At 61.7% G+C, this 14,270-nt stretch carries 14 protein-coding genes; 9 read left to right on the top strand and 5 right to left on the bottom strand.

The features are described from left to right. Positions 1-262: 262 nt before the first annotated feature. Positions 263-1,546 (top strand): NAD(P)/FAD-dependent oxidoreductase, encoded by a 1,284-nt coding sequence (locus tag ACW4TB_RS17090; RefSeq protein ID WP_012313845.1) that lies wholly within the window; start codon positions 263-265, stop codon positions 1,544-1,546. Positions 1,547-1,606: 60 nt separating this feature from the next. On the opposite strand, the gene ACW4TB_RS17085 is transcribed toward ACW4TB_RS17090, so the two are convergent. Then, positions 1,607-2,410, bottom strand: coding sequence for a peptidase C39 family protein (locus ACW4TB_RS17085; RefSeq protein ID WP_012313844.1), 804 nt, complete (start codon positions 2,408-2,410; stop codon positions 1,607-1,609). A 96-nt stretch (positions 2,411-2,506) separates the two neighbouring features. Here ACW4TB_RS17085 and ACW4TB_RS17080 point away from each other — a divergent pair, with 96 nt between their 5' ends. After that, positions 2,507-2,686 (top strand): hypothetical protein, encoded by a 180-nt coding sequence (locus ACW4TB_RS17080; protein ID WP_012313843.1) that lies wholly within the window; start codon positions 2,507-2,509, stop codon positions 2,684-2,686. A 131-nt stretch (positions 2,687-2,817) separates the two neighbouring features. On the opposite strand, the gene pobA is transcribed toward ACW4TB_RS17080, so the two are convergent. Further along, on the bottom strand, positions 2,818-4,005 hold the full coding sequence (pobA, locus tag ACW4TB_RS17075; RefSeq protein ID WP_279928669.1) for a 4-hydroxybenzoate 3-monooxygenase: 1,188 nt from the start codon (positions 4,003-4,005) through the stop codon (positions 2,818-2,820). Positions 4,006-4,135: 130 nt separating this feature from the next. Here pobA and ACW4TB_RS17070 point away from each other — a divergent pair, with 130 nt between their 5' ends. From ACW4TB_RS17070 to ACW4TB_RS17060, 3 genes are all read left to right on the top strand, one after another. Next, complete coding sequence (locus ACW4TB_RS17070) at positions 4,136-5,014, top strand: helix-turn-helix domain-containing protein (RefSeq protein ID WP_012313841.1); 879 nt, start codon at positions 4,136-4,138, stop codon at positions 5,012-5,014. A 110-nt stretch (positions 5,015-5,124) separates the two neighbouring features. Beyond that, a complete protein-coding gene (locus ACW4TB_RS17065; protein WP_012313840.1) occupies positions 5,125-5,523 on the top strand; it encodes a MerR family transcriptional regulator in 399 nt (132 codons plus the stop codon). 20 nt (positions 5,524-5,543) lie between these two features. Further along, the gene (locus ACW4TB_RS17060; protein ID WP_254467521.1) at positions 5,544-6,443 is read left to right on the top strand and encodes a hydroxymethylglutaryl-CoA lyase; all 900 of its coding nucleotides are present in this window, start codon (positions 5,544-5,546) and stop codon (positions 6,441-6,443) included. A 534-nt stretch (positions 6,444-6,977) separates the two neighbouring features. Here the strand turns inward: ACW4TB_RS17060 and ACW4TB_RS17055 are convergent. Further along, entirely contained in the window at positions 6,978-7,496 is a 519-nt protein-coding gene (locus ACW4TB_RS17055) for an MgtC/SapB family protein (protein WP_012313838.1), read from the bottom strand. Positions 7,497-7,687: 191 nt separating this feature from the next. Here ACW4TB_RS17055 and ACW4TB_RS17050 point away from each other — a divergent pair, with 191 nt between their 5' ends. The 3 genes from ACW4TB_RS17050 to ACW4TB_RS17040 all read left to right on the top strand — a co-directional run bounded on the left by ACW4TB_RS17050 (position 7,688) and on the right by ACW4TB_RS17040 (position 11,638). Then, complete coding sequence (locus ACW4TB_RS17050) at positions 7,688-7,927, top strand: DUF3203 family protein (protein WP_046787191.1); 240 nt, start codon at positions 7,688-7,690, stop codon at positions 7,925-7,927. A gap of 123 nt (positions 7,928-8,050) precedes the next feature. Further along, positions 8,051-9,460, top strand: a complete 1,410-nt coding sequence (gene mapR / locus ACW4TB_RS17045) for a GntR family transcriptional regulator MpaR (RefSeq protein WP_012313836.1) — start codon at positions 8,051-8,053, stop codon at positions 9,458-9,460. 102 nt (positions 9,461-9,562) lie between these two features. Further along, positions 9,563-11,638: a hybrid sensor histidine kinase/response regulator gene (locus ACW4TB_RS17040; RefSeq protein WP_279928659.1), complete on the top strand. Its 2,076-nt coding sequence runs from the start codon at positions 9,563-9,565 to the stop codon at positions 11,636-11,638. 10 nt (positions 11,639-11,648) lie between these two features. Here ACW4TB_RS17040 and ACW4TB_RS17035 read toward each other — a convergent pair whose 3' ends face one another. Both ACW4TB_RS17035 and ACW4TB_RS17030 read right to left on the bottom strand, forming a co-directional pair. Further along, entirely contained in the window at positions 11,649-12,395 is a 747-nt protein-coding gene (locus ACW4TB_RS17035; RefSeq protein ID WP_012313834.1) for an SDR family oxidoreductase, read from the bottom strand. A 100-nt stretch (positions 12,396-12,495) separates the two neighbouring features. Continuing rightward, positions 12,496-12,789 carry a DUF1330 domain-containing protein gene (locus ACW4TB_RS17030; RefSeq protein ID WP_012313833.1) on the bottom strand — a complete coding sequence of 98 codons (294 nt, stop codon included), beginning with the start codon at positions 12,787-12,789 and terminating at the stop codon, positions 12,496-12,498. A gap of 78 nt (positions 12,790-12,867) precedes the next feature. On the opposite strand from ACW4TB_RS17030, the gene ribBA reads away from it, so the two are divergent. After that, positions 12,868-13,983 carry a bifunctional 3,4-dihydroxy-2-butanone-4-phosphate synthase/GTP cyclohydrolase II gene (ribBA, locus tag ACW4TB_RS17025; protein ID WP_012313832.1) on the top strand — a complete coding sequence of 372 codons (1,116 nt, stop codon included), beginning with the start codon at positions 12,868-12,870 and terminating at the stop codon, positions 13,981-13,983. Positions 13,984-14,270 lie beyond the last annotated feature (287 nt).

The following is a 14,270-nucleotide window of genomic DNA, read 5'->3' as shown; positions in this document are numbered from 1 at the left end:
ACTCGAACCAACGACCCCCACCATGTCAAGGTGGTGCTCTAACCAACTGAGCTATGTGCCTGTCGTGTGGTGCGCATTCTACGCATTCCAAAACCGCTGTCAACACTTTTTTTTGAGCTAACCTACTGAATCTTAAACTCTTTATAGAGAAGCTCCGACCAAGAAGCAGTAAAGGATTTTCAACGGACGACTAGCGGGTGTTTATTATTATTGATAGCATCGGTACATTCGTTAAAAATATAAAACACGAGGTTTCTCGAGCATGGCCAATACCCCCTACCCCCAGTCCTACTACGCCGCCTCGGCCAACCCGGTGCCGCCACGTCCGGCGCTGCAGGGTGAGGTGGAAACCGATGTGTGCATCATCGGTGCAGGCTACACCGGCCTGTCCAGCGCCCTGTTCCTGCTGGAAAACGGCTTCAAGGTGAGCATCGTCGAAGCGGCCAAGGTCGGCTTCGGCGCATCGGGCCGTAACGGCGGCCAGATCGTCAACAGCTACAGCCGTGACATCGACGTCATCGAGCGCACCGTTGGCCCCAAGCAGGCGCAGCTGCTGGGCCACATGGCCTTCGAAGGCGGCCGCATCATCCGTGAGCGCGTAGCCAAGTACAATATCCAGTGCGACCTGAAGGACGGCGGCGTATTCGCTGCGCTGACCTCCAAGCAGATGGGCCACCTGGAATCGCAAAAACGCCTGTGGGAACGTTTCGGCCACAATCAGCTGGAGCTGATGGACCAGAAGCGCATCCGTGAAGTGGTCGCCTGCGACAGCTATATCGGCGGCATGCTGGACATGAGCGGCGGCCACATCCACCCACTGAACCTGGCCCTGGGCGAGGCTGCCGCGGTCGAGTCGCTGGGCGGCATCATTTATGAGCAGACTCCGGCCATCCGCATCGAGCGCGGCGCCAACCCGGTTGTGCACACCCCGCAGGGCAAGGTGCGCGCCAAGTTCATCATCGTCGCCGGCAACGCCTACCTGGGCAACCTGGTGCCAGAACTGGCGGCCAAATCGATGCCATGCGGTACCCAGGTGATCACCACCGAGCCGCTGGGCGAGGAACTGGCCCGCACCCTGCTGCCGCAAGACTACTGCGTCGAGGACTGCAACTACCTGCTCGACTACTACCGCCTGACCAGCGACAAGCGCCTGATCTTCGGCGGTGGTGTGGTTTACGGTGCACGCGACCCGGCCAACATCGAAGCGATCATCCGCCCGAAGATGCTCAAGGCCTTCCCGCAGCTCAAGAACGTCAAGATCGACTACGCCTGGACCGGCAACTTCCTGCTGACACTGTCGCGTCTGCCACAGGTTGGCCGGATCGGCGACAACATCTATTACTCGCAGGGTTGCTCGGGCCACGGCGTCACCTACACCCACCTGGCGGGCAAGGTGCTGGCCGAGGCACTGCGTGGCCAGGCCGAGCGCTTCGACGCGTTCGCCGGCCTGCCGCACTACCCGTTCCCGGGTGGCCAGATGCTGCGCGTACCGTTCAGCGCCCTGGGAGCCTGGTACTACAGCTTGCGCGACCGTCTGGGCTTCTGATGATGTTGCCTGCACTGGCCTGATCGCCGGCTTGCCGGGGATCTGGCCTGTGCAGGTGGCTTACCTTTCCAGGCTGTCCACGGCCTGCTTCGCCGCCAATTCCTGGCCCGCACGGGCTAACTCGTCGGCAGCCTGCAGCCAGCGCTGCCGGTCCACCTGGGCCGGCAGTTGCCGCGGCGGCTGTACCAGTATTGCCCAGCTCCCCTCTTGCGCCCACGCCGACGTGAAATCATCGAAGGCCATCATCTGCCGCCGGTGCATCCCTGAACGCAGCAGCACCCTCTGCTTGTAACGGTCAAAACCGATCAGCACCGCGTAGCGCGGCTCGCTCCACCACGCCGAACCTTCCTGAAAACGCACCAGCACCGGGTTGCCTGCAGCGACCTGGGTCAACAGGGCGTCCAGCTGTTTGTCGAGCGGGTATACGACCCTGCCGTAATCGCGAGCCACGCGCGGGATGCCGGTGCCCAGCGACTCGGCGCCCTGCGGCAGGTTCAGCGGCTTGTCCAGCAGCCCTGGGGTGATCGGCGCGCCCTGCTGCGAGAGCAACGCCGCCAGCGCCATGGCCCCACTGTGGTTGGCGTTGCCTCGGTAGAACGGCACGCTGCTGATCTCGACCCGCTGCGCAACGCCCTTGACGGCGGCCGGCGGCGTGCCGGCACAGCCTGAGAGGCTCGCGGCCAGCAGGCAGGCCACCATCAGGCGGCGCGGCTCGAAAACCCGGGACTTGGAGGAAATTTGCACCATGGACACTCGCTTGTTCTGGCGCCAGGCTGGCAACGCCCGGCCTTGAGCCACGATCATAGGACGCCAGGCGACGTGGGTATAGCCCGGTGCGGGCTTGGAACCAAACGAACCAAGCATTAGACCTTCGATAGATGGAACGTCACGCAGCGGGAGCTAGACTAAAGCAATATCTGGAGGGCGAGCCGAAAGCTGGCCCAAGAGAAGGAGGTAGACATGAGCCTGACCATGGCAATCCTCATGCTGGTAGGTATGTGGCTTAGCGTCGCTGCCGCCATGCTCTGGGGTGTACTACGCATCGTGCGGCGTCATGCACAGCATCACCACCTGCCACCGCAGCTTCCGGCCAAGCAGCAGCCGGTCAATCGGGTGCGCCGTCACGCGCAGGCGCATTGATCTTCGCTATTTCCGAGGCCCATCGCCGGCAAACCGGCGATGGGGCTGCATAGCAGCCCTGATAACGCTAACTGACCGGCATTAACCTGCAGGCCTTTTTTTTGATCTCAACAGCTCTAAATGCACTGCCCCTAAACCACATCCTCGAACGGCAAGCCCACGTAGTTCTCGGCAATGTTCACAAGCCCCGCAGGTGAAGACAGGAAATACTCGCGGTCCGCCTCCTGCATCTTCTGCTCCCATGCATCCTTGTGCTCACCAAAGTCATGTAGCAACTGGGTCATGAACCAGCTGAAGCGCTCGCCTTTCCACACGCGGCGCAGCGCCAAGGGCGAGTACTGCTGCAGCAGGTCGGTGCGCCCCTCGCGGTAAACCTTGACCAGAATGCGGTAAAGATAATTCACGTCCGAAGCCGCCAGATTGAGGCCTTTGGCCCCGGTGGGCGGGACGATGTGTGCGGCGTCACCGACCAGGAACAGGTGCCCGTACTGCATGGGTTCGACCACCAGGCTGCGCAACGGAGCAATGCTTTTCTCCAGCGCCGGGCCGGTGACCAGGCGCGCTGCCACGTCTTCGGGCAAGCGCGCCTTGAGTTCGGTCCAGAAACGCTCGTCGGACCAATCCTCCACGCGTTCATCCAGCGGTACTTGCAGGTAGTAGCGGCTGCGTGTCTGCGAACGCTGACTGCAAAGCGAAAAGCCACGCTCGTGATGGGCATAGATCAGTTCGTGGTTCACTGGCGGCGTATCGGACAGCATCCCCAGCCAGCCGAACGGGTAAACGCACTCATAGTGCTTGAGTACACCTTCGGGGATGCTCTGGCGGGAAACACCGTGGAAGCCGTCGCAGCCGGCGATGTAATCGCAGTCCAGGCGATGGGTCTGGCCGTCCTTCTCATAGGTTACGTACGGCCGTTCGCCCTTGAGCTCTTGGGGCCGGACATTGCTGGCTGAATAGATGATCGCCGCACCACTGGCTTCGCGCGCCTGCATCAGGTCTCGAGTCACTTCGGTCTGGCCATAGACCATGACCGTCTTGCCTCCGGTCAGGCCCTTGAGGTCCAGACGTTGGCGGCGCCCACCGACAAGCAGCTCGACACCTTCGTGTACCAACCCTTCGCGCTCCATGCGCTCGGCAACACCTGCCTCACGCAGCAAATCGACGGTACCTTGCTCGAGCACACCGGCACGGATGCGGCCAAGTACATAGTCAGGCGTCTGTCGTTCAAGAATGACTGTGTCGATGCCGGCCTTGTGCAACAGTTGACCCAGCAGAAGGCCTGACGGACCTGCACCGATGATTGCAACCTGAGTTTTCATTGTTGTTCTCTCGTGTTATTAGATTTCTACTTGCATTTTTACGGGCAGCACGGGCCGATTAGCTGTGCTATCCCATGCAAAATCTGCACTTTTATAAAAAGTGTTCGATTAACGGACAGGCCAGCCCCTCATGAAATCTTCACTCCCCGGCGTCCCGCTGTTTCAGTTGTATGGCGAAAACCAGGCATGGCCCGGTACGGACTTGCTGCATTGCGAGTCGATCCCGGCCCGTAGCCGCCTGCACCACTGGGAAATCAAACCGCACCAGCACGCCGAGCTGTTTCAGTTGCTGTATGTGCAACGTGGCCAGGCCCAGGTAGAGATCGAGGGCGTGCGCAGTGCCATTGGCGAAGCGGCAATCCAGGTGGTACCACCGCTGACCGTGCACGGTTTTCGCTTCAGTGCCGATATCCAGGGGCATGTGCTGACCTTCGGCACCGCCCTGGTCGCCAACCTTGAGCAGCGCCTGGGTGCACCGCTGGGGGTGCTGGCCAAGCCTGCCTGTTATCCGTTGGGCAAGGACCGTGTGCCTCTGCGCAGCCTGATCGACACGCTGCAGCAGGAGTACCAAGGCCATGCCCCGGCACGCGCGCCCCTGCTCGAAGCCCTGGTGACCGCGCTGATGGTGTGGATCAGCCGTCGCCAGCAACTGGGCCAGGCGCCCCGCAACCGCGACGAACGTGACCGCCAGTTGCTGGGGCAATACCTGCGCCTGGTCGAAGCGCACTACCGTGAGCACCTGTCGGTGGAGGACTTTGCCGCGCGGTTGAAAATCCCGAGCCTGCAGCTCAACCAGCTGTGTCGGGCATTGAGCGGGCAAACCGCACTGCAACTGGTGCACCAGCGGCTGCTGCTGGAGGCACAACGAAACCTGATCTACACACGCATGAGCATCGGGCAGTTGTCGGACAGCCTGGGGTTCAGTGATCCGACCTACTTTGCACGGTTCTTCAAGCGCCTGAGTGGGCAAACACCCAATGGTTATCGTCGCTCAGTGCAGCCTGATTGATTGGCAATGCCTGTACTGGGCGGCAAGGAGCGACACATCTGCAACACCCTGCTTGACGTTTACGTCAACCTGCATTCAGGATACCGTCATACTCAACGCCGAGCCCACGCATGAGCACCCAGACCTACAGCATCTCCGACCTGTCCCGCGAGCTGGACATCACCACCCGCGCCATCCGTTTCTATGAGGAACAGGGCCTGCTCAGCCCGGAGCGCCGTGGCCTGGAGCGCATCTATTCGGCACGCGACAAGGTCAGCCTGAAGCTGATACTGCGTGGCAAGCGCATCGGTTTCTCGCTGGCCGAATGCCGTGAACTGATCGAGCTCTACGACCCCAGCAGCGGCAACCTCAAGCAACTCAACAGCATGCTGGCAAAAATCACCGAGCGCCGCGCCCAGCTTGAGCAGCAGATGCTCGACATCCACCAGATGCAACTGGAGCTGGACACCGCCCAGGAACGTTGTGAACAGGCCCTGGCCGCAACGTTGAACAATAACGACAACCGTTGACCTGCCACAGGAACCCCGCCATGCCTTTGCCCGAAAAAGTCCGCCTGGTCGAAGTCGGCCCCCGCGACGGCCTGCAGAACGAAGCCCAGCCCATCAGCGTCGCCGACAAGGTGCGGCTGGTCGACGACCTTACCGACGCCGGGTTGGCCTACATTGAAGTCGGCAGTTTCGTTTCACCCAAATGGGTGCCGCAGATGGCCGGCTCTGCCGACGTGTTCGCGGCTATCGAGCAACGCGCGGGTGTTACCTATGCCGCCCTGGCGCCCAACCTGCGGGGCTTCGAAGACGCCCTGGCAGCCGGGGTGAAGGAAGTGGCGGTGTTCGCTGCCGCGTCCGAGGCGTTTTCCCAGCGCAACATCAATTGCTCGATCAGTGAAAGCCTCAACCGTTTCGAGCCGATCATGCAGGCGGCGCGCAGCCACGGTGTGCGGGTACGCGGTTACGTTTCCTGCGTGCTCGGCTGCCCATATGAGGGCAGGGTCAGTGCCGAACAGGTCGCCCCGGTGGCCAAGGCGCTGCACGAGATGGGCTGCTACGAAGTCTCCCTGGGTGACACCATCGGTACTGGCACCGCAGGCGATACCCGCAGGCTGTTCGAGGTAGTCTCGGCGCACGTGCCGCGTGAGCAACTGGCCGGGCACTTCCACGATACCTACGGCCAGGCGCTGGCCAACGTGTATGCCAGCCTGCTCGAAGGCATCAGTGTGTTCGACAGCTCGGTGGCCGGCCTTGGGGGGTGCCCCTATGCCAAGGGCGCCACGGGCAATATCGCCAGCGAGGATGTGGTGTACCTGCTGCAGGGGCTAGGAATTGAAACCGGCATTGACCTGGACCGCTTGATCGCTGCCGGGCAGCGGATCAGCAAGGTGCTGGGCCGGGCCAACGGCTCGCGTGTGGCGCGGGCACGCAGCGCACAGTGATTCACACGGTTGTCACGAATGTGTGGGCGAGTGTTACCGCCCCCACAGCCGTCAGCAAAAAATCGGGTAACAGGGAAACAATTCGACAGAATTTCACGTCACCCGAATCATGCAATTCCGGCTAATACATTGATTTTTAAGGGTTTTTAAAAGTTGGCACGGCGCCTGCTATATCTTTCGTACAACAACAACAACAAAAAATGCGACACCCAATAAAAACAACATGTAACGGCTCTGACATAACAAGAACAACACGGCAGAGGCGTAGCAAGCAGATTTTTTTGGAGTAGACACGCTTTTCAGGGGTTCGCCCCGCGGTCTGGCACAGAACAATAAAACTACCTCAAGGTAGCGGCAGTCAGTATCGGATCCTCAGGATGAAAGCAGGTCAGCGCTCAAAAAAATACGTTTGCTCTTGACCCCGGTTGGGGGTCACCCGCAATACCAAGGCAGGCCTACAAAAACAACAAAAGGCCAGCCTCAATAATAAGAAAAGAGCAGGCAACAACGCTTTGAGGGGAGCTTCGGCTCCCCTCAGTGCTTCCTGCCCTCCTCTTCCTGCTGTTTCTCCTCGTCCTGCCCCTCAACCTTCTCCACCACTATCGGCATCGTGGCCAGCACCAGCAGCGCAAGCACTGTGCTGATCAGCGCCGTCGCCTCACGCCCCATGCCTGCAGCGGTACCGATTGCGGCCGTCATCCACAGGCCGGCGGCCGTGGTCAGGCCTTTGACGTGACTGGTATCGCGGCCATTACCTTTGAGGATGGTGCCGGCACCGAGAAAACCGATACCGGCGACGATACCCTGGATCACCCGGCTCAAGGCCTGCTCGTCGGCACCGGCCATGCTTGGCGCCAGCACGAATAATGCGGCGCCCATCGACACCAGCATATGTGTACGCACACCAGCGGACTTGCCTTTGTGCTCACGCTCGAAGCCCAGAATGGCACCCAGAATGGCTGCCATCAGCAGGCGCAGGATGATACGGGTGACTTCGCGCACTTCGGTGATGTCGGCGAATTCTGCTTGAATGGTTTGCCAGATGAGGTCCATGGGTCGTTCTCAGACGCAAGCTGTGTGCTGCCCCTACCTTCCATTTACGAGCAATGCAGGCGAAAAGGCCGGGAGGGGCGCCTTTGTCGGTTGACCCGTGCACGCCCGCTAAAGTGCCGTGCAGCAGCTTGATGCAGCAACCTGCTACCGGTCGCGGTCACACCTGTAACCGCAACCCGGAGGACCACCCCATGCCCGTCGAAATCGAAGAAAGCACCCGCCGCTGCACGCTCATAGGCGAAGACCTGCGCATCGAAGGCGATGGCCCGGATATCGAGATCGTCACAGATGAGCAGTTGCACATGTCTGTGGCACTGCTCGCAGGCCAGCGTGTCCCGATCACCGAAGCCGAAGCCGACGCGCTGACCGTCGCCGGTGCCGTGGACAGCCGAAAGCATTTGAAGGCGAGCGTTCCTGGCTCGGTAATCTAGCGCGGCAGAGGCACTGACCAGCAACTGATACGGTTTTTAGTGCATGGCCTGAGCCTGTACTGAAAACCGCTTCGGGGCCATAGTGTGGGTGAATTGCCTGTTCACCCTGCTTGCCGAGCCCTCATGAAACGCTATGAACGATTCGCCGACGACATTGCCGAACTGATCCGCTCCGGCGTGCTCGGCCCCGGCCAGCGCGTGCCTTCGGTGCGCTACGCCAGCCAGACACACGGCGTCAGCCCGTCGACCGTGTTCCAGGCTTACTACCTGCTCGAACGCCGCGGGCTGATTCGCGCACGGCCGCGTTCAGGCTATTTCGTCACTGCCCATGCACCGCGTCAGTTCAGCGAGCCACAGCCACTGGAGCCGCTGAGCGAATCGACTGACGTGGATGTCAGCGCCTTGGTGTTCTCGATTCTCGACTCGATCAAAGACCCGAACACCGTGCCGTTCGGGTCGGCATTCCCCAGCCCGGAACTGTTCCCGCTGCAGCGTCTGTCGCGCTCGCTGGCCAGCGCCAGCCGGGCCATGGACCCGCGCATGGTGGTCACCGACCTGTCACCGGGCAACCCGCAACTGCGCCGGCAGATCGCCCTGCGCTACATGGTCGGCGGGCTGATGCTGCCCATGGAGGAGTTGCTGATAACCAACGGTGCGCTGGAAGCACTGAACCTGTGCCTGCAGGCGGTCACCGAGCCGGGTGACCTGGTGGCGGTCGAAGCACCGGCCTTCTACGCCTGCCTGCAGGTGCTGGAACGGCTCAAGCTCAAAGCGTTGGAGATTCCAGTGCAGCCGCGCGAGGGCATGGACCTGGCCGCGCTCGCCCAGACCTTGGAGAAGCATCCGGTCAAAGCCGTGTGGTGCATGACCAACTTCCAGAACCCGATGGGCGCGAGTATGCCCGAGGCGAAGAAACAGGCATTGGTGGCGTTGCTGCAGCGCCATCAGGTGCCACTGATCGAGGACGATGTCTACGCCGAGCTGTATTACTCGCAACAGGCGCCCAAGCCCGCCAAGGCCTTCGACACGCAAGGCCTGGTCATGCACTGCGGCTCATTCGCCAAGAGCCTGGCGCCCGGTTACCGCATCGGCTGGGTGGCCGCGGGGCGCTTTGCCCAGAAGATCGAACGGCTCAAGCTGATGACCTCGCTGTGCGCCTCGATGCCGGCCCAGGCCGCCATTGCCGACTACCTGGAACACGGCGGGTATGACCGCCACTTGCGCAAACTGCGCTACGCCCTGGAAGGCCAGCAGGCCAACATGCTTGCCGCCATCTCGCGGTATTTTCCCGCGCAGACGCGAGTCAGCCAGCCTTCTGGCGGCTACTTTCTGTGGCTGGAATTGCCCGAACGGATAGATGCACTGAAGCTGTTCCACATGGCCTTGGCCCAGGGCATCAGCATCGCTCCGGGGCCTATATTTTCGCCCACCCGCCGCTTTGGCAACTGCATCCGCCTGAACTACGGCACCCCTTGGAGCGACACCGCCGAGCGGGCCATGGACACCCTGGGCCGCATAATCCGCTCGTTCTGACGGCAAACTGCCTACTCGTGCGCAATCTGGCACGGTGGCGGATAGGCATATCCATAGCCGTCGCGCTAAAGTCTTGGCCACGCACTGCTGCCGGACGTCGCCATGCCTCTGAACGAGATGCTCGCCCTGCGTGAAGAAATCGCTACCCTGCGCCAACGTAACGCGCAGCTTGAAACCGAACTGCAGCAACAGCCGCATCCGGGCCTCGATGTCTACCGCTTTCTGTTCGACACCATGGACGAAGGCTTTTGCATCATCGAATTCATTGACGGCCCGCATGGCCCGCTGAGTGATTACGTGCACGTGCTCGTCAACCCCGCCTACGCCAGGCATGCCGGCATCGCTGACGTCACCGGCCAGAAAATGCGCGAAATATTGCCTGATGAAGCCGACGCTTGGGTTGCCCGTTACGGTCCAGTGCTGCATACCGGCGCCCCGCTGCAATTCGAACAGGAACTGCGAGCCAGCGGCCGCATATTGTCAGTAAGTACCTTTCGCATCGAGCCGCCGCAGCGCCGGCAGCTTGCGGTTCTGTTCAAGGATGTTACCGAGCGGCGCAACACCGAGCAGGCCCTTGAGCAGCTCAATGCGCACCTGGAGCAAAGGGTCAACGAAGCCTTGGCACAGCGCAGCCTGTTCGCAGAGCTTATCGACCAGAGCGCAGCCAACGTGCATGTGCTCGATAACGGCATGCACTGGCTGGCCGTCAATCGCAAGGCCAGGGAAGACTTCCGGTTCCTGTATGGCCAGACACCGGAAGTCGGTGCCCTCATGCCGCCCCTGATGGGTGACAATGCCGCTGACCGGAATGCGATCCTGCCCTTGTGGCGACGGGCACTGCAGGGCGAGCAGTTCACCGCGATCGGTGCATTCGGCCAGCAACCAGACCAGCGCCATTATGAACTGCGCTTCAATGCCCTGCGTGATGCTGCAGGTACGCCGGTGGGCGCCTACCTGTTCGCCTACGACATCAGCGAACGGGTACAGGAGCAACAACGCCTTGCCAAGGCAGAGCAGGCCCTGCGTCAGGCGCAAAAAATGGAGGCTATCGGGCAGCTTAGCGGCGGCATCGCACATGACTTCAACAATTTGCTGGGCAGCATCCTTAATACCCAGGAACTACTCCAGCTGCGCCTGCAGCAACAGCGCTATAACGAGCTGGAAAAGTTACTCGAATTGTCCAACAGCATGGCCAAACGCGCCTCATCGCTGGTGCAACGACTGCTGGCATGCTCGCGCCAGCAAACCCTGCAACCACGCGCCACAGAGGTGGCGGTGTTGCTGGGCGACATCGAGGAGCTGGTGCGCCGCACCATCGGGCCATCCATTTCCTTGCGCAGCCGGTTCGCCCCTGAACTATGGCCAACCTTCATCGACCCGCCACAATTGGAAAGCGCACTGCTCAACTTGTGCATCAATGCACGTGACGCGCTGCCTGGCGGGGGTGTCATCAGCATACATGGCGACAATGTGGCCCTCGACAGCGATCAGGCACGCCCTTTGGGGTTGCCCTGCGGCGACTACGTGCGCATTAGCGTTGTCGACAACGGATGCGGTATGAGCGAGGAAGTGGTTGCACGCGCCTTCGATCCTTTCTTCTCCACCAAACCTATCGGCCGGGGCACCGGTCTCGGGCTGTCGATGACCTACGGTTTCGTGCGCCAGTCCGGTGGGCAGTCACGTCTGCTTTCTCAACCAGGCAAGGGCACACGCGTTGAACTGTACCTGCCGCGCCATCACGAACAACCCACGCGGCAGGCGCAGGCTCCCAAGACCAGCTCACTGGATAAACACCGTGCCGGCGGGCAGCGCATCGTGCTGGTGGAAGACCAGCCAGCCCTGCGCCTGGTGATCAGCGAGGTACTGCAAGAGCAGGGTTACCTGGTCGAAGCCTTCGAGACTGGGGCTGCCGCCCTGGCACACTTGCAACGTAGCGAACCGCCGGACCTGCTGCTAAGCGACATCGGCCTGCCCGAAGGCCCCAACGGTCGCCAGGTGGCCGAGCGTTACCGCCAACAGTACCCCAACCTTAAAGTGCTGTTCATCACCGGCTATGACAACAGTGCGGCGCTGGGAGACGGCCAACTGCTCCAAGGCACCCATGTGCTGGGCAAGCCGTTCGAGCTGGACGTGCTGGCCGAGTGTGTGCATCAGCTGCTGGTGGCCAGGCAGCCCTGAGCGGTGGCACTCAGCGCCCGCCGCCCAGGTCGAGGAAACTGCCAGTGGAATAGGACGCCTTGTCCGACAGCAGCCAGAGAATCGCCTCGGCCACTTCTTCCGGGCGGCCGCCACGCCCCATGGGCAAGCCAGGCTCCAGCTTGGCGACACGGTCGGGGTCGCCGGACAGGTCGTGGAAGGCGGTATGAATGTAGCCTGGGCGCACGCCATTGACCCGCACCCCCTCACCTGCCACTTCCTTGGCCAAGCCGATGGTGAAGGTATCGAGGGCGCCTTTGGAGGCGGCGTAGTCGACGTATTCGTTGGGTGACCCCAGGCGCGCAGCGACCGATGACACATTGACGATGGCCCCGCCTTCGCCGCCGTGGCGGCGGGCCATGCGCAGCAAGGCGTGCTTGGCGCAAAGCATCGGCCCGACGATATTGGTTTTCATCACCTTGAGCAGGCGGAACTCCGACATGTCTTCGACACGGCTTTGCTGGCCGATGGTGCCCGCGTTGTTCACCAGTGCGGTGACGGGGCCGAGCTCTTCATCGACGCGGTGGAACAGCTGGATCACCTCGTCCTCGACACTGGCGTCTGCGCGCACACAGATGGCCTGGGCGCCGAGCGCGCGAACCTGGTCAAGAATGCCTTGCGCGGCCTGGTCATCGGCGTGGTAGTTGATGCAGATGCGGTAACCCTCGCGGGCCGCCTGCATAGCGGTGGCGGCGCCGATGCCACGGCTGGCGCCGGTGATGACAATGACTTTCTCCATGGCCCTGCCAAATCGCTTGGGAAGATAGGTCCGACAATAGGGGAAAAGCCAGCCGCTGGGAATGACCCAGCACAACAGGTCAGGCGATATCGCCCCGCGTTCAGGGCTCGAACCCTTCCACGATGATCACCTCTGCCTTGGCCACACCTTGGCGATGGCTGCACGCTTGCTGATACAACTCGGATCGATAGCAGGCCAGCGCCTGCTCGTAGGTCTGGAACTCGATCACCACACTGCGCTGGGGAGTTGGCCGCCCTTCCATCGCCTCGCTGCGCCCGCCCCGGGCGAGGAACCGCCCGCCGAATGCCGCAAAGGCGGCGGGCGCACGTTGGGTGTACTGCTGATACTGCTCGGGGTCGGTCACGTCCACGTGGGCAATCCAATACGCTTTCATCCGCTACTCTCCAGTTGCAAAACTATTTGTGTATGATGGTATACCATAATAATCACCTATTCACAGTGAGCGTGCAGCATGGCTTTCAACACGATCGAAGAACTCCTCGAGGACTACCGCCAAGGCAAGATGGTGCTGCTGGTGGACGACGAGGATCGGGAAAACGAAGGCGACCTACTGATCGCCGCCGAGCGCTGTGACGCCCAGGCCATCAACTTCATGGCCCGCGAAGCGCGGGGCCTGATCTGCCTGACCCTGACCGACGAGCATTGTCAGCGCTTGGGGCTGGAGCAGATGGTACCGGCCAATGGCAGTGCGTTCAGCACCGCCTTCACCGTATCGATCGAGGCCGCTACGGGGGTTACCACGGGTATTTCTGCGGCCGACCGGGCACGCACCGTGGCTGCAGCCATGGCCGCCGATGCCCGCCCGGAGGATCTGGTGCAGCCCGGCCACATTTTCCCGCTACGCGCCCGCGAAGGCGGTGTGCTGAACCGCGCCGGCCATACCGAAGCGGGTTGCGACCTGGCACGCCTGGCCGGTTTTGCCCCGGCGTCGGTGATCGTCGAGGTGCTCAACGACGACGGGACCATGGCCCGTCGACCGGACCTGGAAGTGTTCGCCGCCCGCCACGGCATCAAGATCGGCACCATCGCCGACCTGATCCACTACCGCCTGAGCACCGAGCAGACCATCAAGCGCATCGGCGAACGCGAACTGCCGACCGTACACGGCACCTTCCGCCTGGTCACCTATGAAGACCGTATCGAAGGCGGTGTGCACATGGCCATGGTGATGGGCGATATCCGCCGCGAACAGCCGACCTTGGTGCGCGTGCATGTGATCGACCCGCTGCGCGACCTGGTCGGTGCCGAATACGCCGGGCCGGCCAACTGGACCTTGTGGGCTGCGCTGCAGAAGGTCGCTGAGGAAGGTAGCGGGGTGGTGGTGATTCTGGCCAACCATGAATCCTCCCAGGCGCTGCTTGAACGCATCCCGCAACTGACCCAGCCGTTGCGGCCCTACCAGCGCGGCCAATCGAAGGTGTACTCGGAAGTCGGTACCGGCGCGCAGATTCTCCAGGACCTGGGTGTTGGCAAGCTGCGCCACCTGGGCCCGCCCCTCAAGTATGCGGGGTTGGCGGGGTATGAGCTGGAAGTGGTGCAGAGCATACCCTTCGAGCCCCAGGGCTGAAAACTGCAAGCTAAAGCGGATCTGCGGTGCAACGCGATCTGCTTTTACTTACAGCTTGCAGCTTGAGGCTTGCAGCTTCGAGACGAGAAAGAGTGATGGCCGGTAGCCTCCCCCCTCTTGCCAAAATCTTGGAATACCATAATATGATATCCCGTAGACCTTGAAATCGCAGGCCGCCACCTACACTCACCAAACGGCCACCGACACTTTGTTTTAGCTGCTCCCCGAATACTGTTGGCGGGCGCACTACCAGCCCCGCCTCGAATAACAAAAAGCAACGAGGGCGT

This window comes from Lelliottia jeotgali (assembly GCF_977070485.1).
This window is presented reverse-complemented; position numbering and strand designations above follow the sequence as displayed.

Bases quoted from the DNA above. Each gene is read 5' to 3' on its own strand.
- ACW4TB_RS17090 (WP_012313845.1), top strand. From the start codon at position 263: ATGGCCAATACCCCCTACCCCCAGTCCTACTACGCCGCCTCGGCCAAC.
- ACW4TB_RS17085 (WP_012313844.1), bottom strand. From the start codon at position 2,410: ATGCTTGGTTCGTTTGGTTCCAAGCCCGCACCGGGCTATACCCACGTC.
- ACW4TB_RS17080 (WP_012313843.1), top strand. From the start codon at position 2,507: ATGAGCCTGACCATGGCAATCCTCATGCTGGTAGGTATGTGGCTTAGC.
- pobA (WP_279928669.1), bottom strand. From the start codon at position 4,005: ATGAAAACTCAGGTTGCAATCATCGGTGCAGGTCCGTCAGGCCTTCTG.
- ACW4TB_RS17070 (WP_012313841.1), top strand. From the start codon at position 4,136: ATGAAATCTTCACTCCCCGGCGTCCCGCTGTTTCAGTTGTATGGCGAA.
- ACW4TB_RS17065 (WP_012313840.1), top strand. From the start codon at position 5,125: ATGAGCACCCAGACCTACAGCATCTCCGACCTGTCCCGCGAGCTGGAC.
- ACW4TB_RS17060 (WP_254467521.1), top strand. From the start codon at position 5,544: ATGCCTTTGCCCGAAAAAGTCCGCCTGGTCGAAGTCGGCCCCCGCGAC.
- ACW4TB_RS17055 (WP_012313838.1), bottom strand. From the start codon at position 7,496: ATGGACCTCATCTGGCAAACCATTCAAGCAGAATTCGCCGACATCACC.
- ACW4TB_RS17050 (WP_046787191.1), top strand. From the start codon at position 7,688: ATGCCCGTCGAAATCGAAGAAAGCACCCGCCGCTGCACGCTCATAGGC.
- mapR (WP_012313836.1), top strand. From the start codon at position 8,051: ATGAAACGCTATGAACGATTCGCCGACGACATTGCCGAACTGATCCGC.
- ACW4TB_RS17040 (WP_279928659.1), top strand. From the start codon at position 9,563: ATGCCTCTGAACGAGATGCTCGCCCTGCGTGAAGAAATCGCTACCCTG.
- ACW4TB_RS17035 (WP_012313834.1), bottom strand. From the start codon at position 12,395: ATGGAGAAAGTCATTGTCATCACCGGCGCCAGCCGTGGCATCGGCGCC.
- ACW4TB_RS17030 (WP_012313833.1), bottom strand. From the start codon at position 12,789: ATGAAAGCGTATTGGATTGCCCACGTGGACGTGACCGACCCCGAGCAG.
- ribBA (WP_012313832.1), top strand. From the start codon at position 12,868: ATGGCTTTCAACACGATCGAAGAACTCCTCGAGGACTACCGCCAAGGC.